Source organism: Streptomyces sp. SM10, assembly GCF_002910915.1.
GTDB lineage: Bacteria > Actinomycetota > Actinomycetes > Streptomycetales > Streptomycetaceae > Streptomyces.
Genome location: NZ_NEUF01000069.1, coordinates 1 through 6,032 on the forward strand (window position 1 = coordinate 1; position 6,032 = coordinate 6,032).

5 protein-coding genes are annotated in these 6,032 nt (G+C 73.7%); all 5 read right to left on the reverse strand.

The annotated features are described in order from the left end of the window. The coding region (locus B9S57_RS10605) for an FtsX-like permease family protein (RefSeq protein WP_146057743.1) at nucleotides 1-1,195 on the reverse strand (1,195 nt) is incomplete at its 3' end. A gap of 157 nt (nucleotides 1,196-1,352) precedes the next feature. Then, nucleotides 1,353-1,757, reverse strand: coding sequence for a globin (locus B9S57_RS10610; RefSeq protein WP_103515304.1), 405 nt, complete (start codon nucleotides 1,755-1,757; stop codon nucleotides 1,353-1,355). 85 nt (nucleotides 1,758-1,842) lie between these two features. Then, nucleotides 1,843-3,234: an FHA domain-containing protein gene (locus B9S57_RS10615; protein ID WP_103515305.1), complete on the reverse strand. Its 1,392-nt coding sequence runs from the start codon at nucleotides 3,232-3,234 to the stop codon at nucleotides 1,843-1,845. A 113-nt stretch (nucleotides 3,235-3,347) separates the two neighbouring features. Next, entirely contained in the window at nucleotides 3,348-4,709 is a 1,362-nt protein-coding gene (locus B9S57_RS10620) for a VWA domain-containing protein (protein WP_103515306.1), read from the reverse strand. 163 nt (nucleotides 4,710-4,872) lie between these two features. Next, nucleotides 4,873-6,032 (reverse strand): PP2C family serine/threonine-protein phosphatase (locus B9S57_RS10625; RefSeq protein WP_103515307.1); only part of this gene is annotated, 1,160 nt, incomplete at its 5' end.

Sequence of the window (6,032 nt, forward strand, 5' to 3'; positions counted from 1 at the left end):
CCGCCACCAGCCAGACCGCGCCGTCCACCCCGTCGTCGAGCCGCAGCCCGATCCGGCCGAGACCGCTCCGGTCCGCGAGCAGCCGGGTCAGCGGACCGGCGAGCAGCGGCGCGACGACGGCGGCGGGCACCGCCAGCAGCAGCGCCTCGACGGCGGCCAGCGAGGCGATCCTGCCCCTGGAGCCGCCCCGCGCCCGCAGGAGTTCGGTCTCGCCGCCGCGCTCGCTGCTCAGCAGCCGGGCCACGAGCAGCAGCGCGTACCCGGCGAGCAGGACCAGCTGCACGGCGACGATCATGATCGTGGAGCGTGAGACCAGCAGCGCCCGCTCGATCTGGTCGATGACGGTCGGCAACGAGGTGCGCACGGTGGCGCCGTCCCCGAACACCGCGGAGGCGGAGAGCGACGCGGGCCCGTCCGTCGCCGCCCGGCGCAGGGCCTCGGTCCGGCCGGTCGTCACCGCACCGAAGTCGGCTGCGGCTTGCCAGGACACCGGACCGGCGCTGACCCGGTCCGAAGCGAGCACGGCCGGGTCGGCCAGCAGCGGACCGTACGTGGTGAAGACGACCTTGCGGACGCCGCGCCCGCCGAGCGGGTCGAGCAGCCAGTAGGGATCGGCCAGGTCGGTCGCTTCGTACAGGCCGGTGATCTCGACCGGGAGCGATGCCTCGCTCAGCCGGTCGGTCAGAGTGAGACGGGAGCCCGGCTTCAGCTCGAGGGCCTCGGCGGCGGCACGCGCCACTGCCACCTGGACGGGTTGCCCCGCGCCCGCACGACCGGTGTCCGGCATGCGTCCCGCGGTCAGACGGACCCGGCCGCGGTCGAGCGAGGCGAGATGCGTCAGATCGGGCTGGCCCCGCCCGGCGGCGGAAGCCTGGAGGCCGCCCGGCAGCGCGTAGGGCCCCGAGCTCTCCAGCTTCCGCACGGCCACGGGCAGCCCGTCGAACGTGTCGCGAGCCGCCCGGCGCACCTCGGTGTCGGCCTCCCCGCGGCGTTCGCGGTCGACATCGGCGGTCACGAAGAGCGAGGCCTGCTCGGCGGACCGGTGGGTCAGGGTGTGACGGAGGGCGGCGTCACCCACCGAACCCGAGAACGCGGTCAGCGCGGCCAGCACACAGGTGGTGAGCAGCACGGCCAGGACGGCTGCGGCGAGCAGGAGCCGGTGCGCCCGCGCACGCAGAAAGACGAACCCCGTCACCTGATCCCCCGAACCTCAGCAGCCGCACGCCCCTCACGCCCCCCGGCGTGCTCCGGATGCTTTCAGAGTGCACCGGCTTCTGAAACCGCTTGCGCGTGCACCTTGATGCGATCGTGACCGTTATGCGGCCGCGGAGTTCCGGATTCCGCACATGAGGTCAGCCGGCGGTGTTGACCATCGAGGCGGCGGCGTAGGTGAGGTAGTCCCACAACTGCCGCTCCTGCTCGGGGGGAAGGCCGAGCTCGTCGAGGGCGACCCGCATGTGGCCGAGCCAGGCGTCGTGCGCCGCCCTGTCCACCTGGAACGGGGCGTGGCGCATCCGCAGCCGAGGGTGTCCCCGCTGGTCGCTGTAGGTCCGGGGGCCGCCCCAGTACTGCATCAGGAACAGCGCGAACCGTTCCTCGGCGGGCCCCAGATCCGCCTCCGGATACATGGGCCGCAGCAGCGGGTCCTCCGCGACTCCCTGGTAGAAGCGGTGCACCAGGCGCCGGAAGGTCTCCTCGCCGCCGACCTGCTCGTAGAAGGTCTGCTCCTGAAGCGTGTCGCGCGGAATCTCTGTCACCCGTCCATCGTCGCAGACGCACCGGCCGAGGACCGGGGTCCTAGGACCCCGGCCCGTAGCGGTGGGCGCCGCCCGGCCCGCCAGGTCAGTCGCGACGGACCGTGATCGTCGTCCACGCGCCGACGTGCACCTGGTCGCCGTCCTGGAGCGGGACGGGGACGTAGGGCTGGATCGGGTCCTCGGCGCCGTTGAGCGTGGTGCCGTTGGTGGAGTTCTGGTCGACGACGGCCCAGCTGCCGTCCGGCTGCTGCACGAGCACGGCGTGCTGGTGCGAGACGCCCGGGTCCTCCGGCGGCACGGCGAGATCGATGTCGGGGGACTCCCCGGTGCTGTGCCGGCGGCGGCCGATGGTGACCTGGCTGCCGGTGAGCGGAAGGTGCTGCTCCGGGGAGTACGCGGGCAGGTTCAGCCCGGTCGCCTCGGGGCCGCTGCGCTGCATCATCGCCAGGAAGTAGTCGCGGTCCGGGGCGATGACGGCCTTCCAGCTGTCCGGCCCCTGGCCCTGTCCGCCCTGGGCGGGGCCCTGACCGGGGGACTGCTGCTGCGGGGGCTGCGGCGCCTGCGGCGTCTGCGGGCCCTGCTGGAAGCCCTGCGGAGGCTGCTGCTGCCGCGAGGGCGGCGGCAGCATCCAGTCGTCGTCGCCCCCACCGGTCTGCGGCGGCTGCGGACGCTGAGGCGCGGGCGGCGCGGACTGCTGCTGGAACGACGACGGCGGCGGCGGCCCCTGCCGCTGCGGCTCGAACGGCGAGGGCGGGCCACCCTGCGGGCCCTGACCCTGCGGCTCGAACGGCGACGGTGCGCCACCCGGCTGCCCCGGGACCTGCGGGCTCCGGCCCGGCTGTCCGGGATCCTGCTGACCGGGCCCCGGCTGTCCGGGGCCCTGCCGACCCGGTCCGCCCTGCGGCTCGAACGGCGACGGAGGCCGCGACTCGAACGGCGAAGGGGACTGCTGCTGGAACGACGGCGGAGGCGGCGGCCCCTGCTGGAAGGAGTGCGGGGGCGGCGGCGGACCCTGCCGGCCCTCCTGCTCCGGCGTGAGCGGCTCGGCGGGCCGGTTCATCTGCGAGGGCCGGGACCCCTGGTACTCGAAGGGGTCCCGCTGCTGTTGCTGCTGCGGCGGGACCTGCTGCGCCTGGAAGCCGGGCGGCAGGTTCAGCCCTGGCGCCGGACCGCCGGCACCGCCCTGCGGCGCCAGCGGGGTGTACGACGTCGCCGTGTTCGTGAGGAAGTTCCAGCGGCACTCCTCGCAGTACGGCGCCATCGCCTCACGCGGCGTGCGGCACTGCGGGCAGAGCTCGGCCTGCGCGGTGGGCTGCCCGGAGCCGGGGCCCTGGGGATAGCCGTAGCCGGGCGCGGGCGGCGGGGGAGGCGGCGGCGGGACCGCGCCCGCGGGCGCGCCCGTCCCGGCCATGCGGTGTCCGCAGACCTCGCACCAGTCCTCGGAACCCGACTGGTGTCCGTTCGGGCAGGTCGGCATGTCGGCGCTTCCCCCTCTCCTCGTCCGGCCCGGAGGCCGCCATGCTGGTTCGGTGCGCCGCCCGGTCGGCCGGTGCGGCTTCCCGTGCGGCTGTGTCGTTGTCGTCCGAGTCGCTATTTCTTGACGCGAACTGTCTTGGTCGAGCGCGTTTCGAGTGTCATCTCGTCCGCTTCCGCGACCCTCGCTTTCAGTCGCACAGTACCGGTCGCCGCGTCGACGACGTCGACCACCTTCGAAAGCAGTTTCGCAGTATCCGCGTTTCCCGAGGCCGACGCGAGCTGCACCGCGCGGCCCAGTTTCGCCGTCGCGCCGTCGAAGTCTCCCGATTTGCGGGCATCCAGTCCCTGTTGGATGACGTGCGCCAGTTCGGCCTGCCCCGTGTAGTGCGCGACCTGAGGGTTGATCGAGGTGGACGCGACCATGTCGTCCGTCCACACGGCCCGGACGAGGCCCTGGGAGAGGGTCTGCGGAGCGACGCCCTCCACCGTGGACGGCAGGATGAGCGACACCCGGGCCGCCAGCATCTCCTGGCCGATCCCGGCCTCCGGAACCCTCACGCACACGTGGTAGTCCCGGGACTCGTCGCCCCAGGAGCCGGTCGGGTAGTCGCCGGCACGCGGCCCCGCACCGGTGCGGCGGCCGGTCAGATCGGCGACCGCGGGTGCCACCTGCTTGACGAACACGATCTCGACACCGACAGGCGTCCAGAGGCGCAGCACCACGTCCGCGACCTCCTTGCCCATCGCGTTCTCGATCATCTGTCTGAAGTCCGCGGCCAGGCCGGCCGGGTCGGCGACGATGTCCACCGTGCCGAGCAGGGCCGAGGCGATCGCCGTGACCTCTTTCACCTCCCAGTCGGTGCCGACACCTCGCGCGTCACAGGTGAACCGGCCCGCACAGGAGTCCAGGGCGGCCCGCAGGTCCTGCGGCGACTCGTGCTCGTTGCGCCCGTCGGTGAGGAGGATGCCGTGCCGGATGTCCACCTCGGCCGTCCCCAGCAGGCGGTCGGCCAGCCGCAGCCAGGTCCCGATGGCGGTGCCCCCGCCCGCGCTCAGCCGGCGCAGGGCCTCCTTCGCCTGAGTCTTGGTCTCCGGGTCTGCCGTCGCCAGCCGCCCGTTGCCCGGGTACACGTCGTCGGCCACATGGGTTCCCGCGATCACCGCGAACCGTGTGCCGTCACGCAGGGCGTCGATGGCCGCCGCTGTGGCGTCGCGCGCGTTGCGCATCTTCGTCGGCGGGTAGTCCATCGAGCCCGAACAGTCGACCATGAGCACCACGGCGGCGTCCGGAGCCTGCCCCGGGACGCGAACGGGGGCCGGGGAACCGGCGGCCAGGGGTATGCCGCCCGTCGTTCCCCCACCGGTGGACGTGACGGTGACGATCGCGTTGACGTCGCGGCCGCCTTCCGGCAGGAACGCGTTCTGGTACACCTCGACGGAGAACTGCGGCACGGTGGACTTGGAGAAGTTGGCCATCTGATCGGCTCCTTGAGGCTCCACGTATGTCAGACGAAGACGGAGGTTCGGTGAAGGGCAGGCGTGAGGACGGAGTTCGGGGGTGGAACACCCGTCCGCGCGGTGACGGACGGCACGGAGACGGGCCGGTCCGTCGGCCGGGCGCCCGCGGATCGGGCGCGGCTCAGGCCGATCCTGCCCCTCGTGCCGCCACGGCGAACGGCAGCAGGGCCACTGTTACGTTGTCGTGGCCCCCGCCGTCGAGCGCGTGACCGACCAGCACCTGGGCCCCGTGCAGAGGTCGTTCGTACCCGTCGGACGGCACCGCGGCCGCCATCTCCTGCGCGGACTCCGCGTAGTTCCACAGGCCGTCGGTGCACACCACCACCAGCCCGGGCCTGTCCGGTCTGAAGGACGCGGTGTGCGGCTCCAGGTCGTACGCGTCGGCGCCGAGCCACCCCGTGATCGCGTGGGCCCGCTCGTCGGCGTACGCCTCCGCCTCGTTCATCAGGCCGGCCGCCACCATCTGCGCGGCCCAGGAGTCGTCCTCCGTGAGCCGGGCCGGCGGGTCCGCGCGGTCCTCGGGGACCCAGTAGACACGGCTGTCGCCGACCCAGCCGACGACCAGCAGGCCGCCCGCCATGATCGCGCCGACCAGGGTGCAGGCCGGGGCGTTCTGCTGGCGGTGCTGATCGTGCTCCAACGCCTGGCCGGGGTCCTGGGCCAGTGCGTTGACGGCCTCCGACGCGGCGATGATCGCCTCGTGCATGGCCTGCTGCGGATGTGTCCCGCGAGGCAGCGACTCCAGCAGTGCCTCGTTGGCGGCGCCCGCCGCCGCGGCCGATGCCTCGTCGGGGCGGCTCGCGGACGAGACGCCGTCGCACACGATGGCGACGACCGCCGGCGAACCGTCCGGCAGGGCGGCGGAGGAGACCGCGAAGGAGTCCTCGTTGCGATGGTGGCGCAGACCACGGTCGCTGACCGCCGCCACCGAGCCGAGCTCCTGCTCCATGTGGTCACGCTCGCGCGGCTGCGCGTGGCCGCAGTTCTCGCAGTAGCCGTCGGGGTCCACATGCCCCGAGCGGCAGGCCACGCAGACCTTGGCGCCGGCCGCGGAGGCGCCCGCGGTGGCGTGCTCCACGGTACGGGGGTCGGGCGCCGCCAGCTCGAAGTCGCCCGAGGCGCCACCCGCACCGTCCTCGGCGGCGCCGCCGCCCGGCTCGTCGAAGCGGACCGCCGGCCGGTCGGCGGTGGCCAGGGGCCTGCCGCCCGAGTCCACGCCGGGGAGGTCGGCGGGCCGGTGCGTAGGCGCCGGCAGATCGGAGCTGTCCGTCCCGGAGGCGG

What these genes read in the sequence shown, in the direction of transcription:
- B9S57_RS10615 (WP_103515305.1), bottom strand. Translation starts at nt 3,234, where the DNA reads ATGCCGACCTGCCCGAACGGACACCAGTCGGGTTCCGAGGACTGGTGC.
- B9S57_RS10620 (WP_103515306.1), bottom strand. Translation starts at nt 4,709, where the DNA reads ATGGCCAACTTCTCCAAGTCCACCGTGCCGCAGTTCTCCGTCGAGGTG.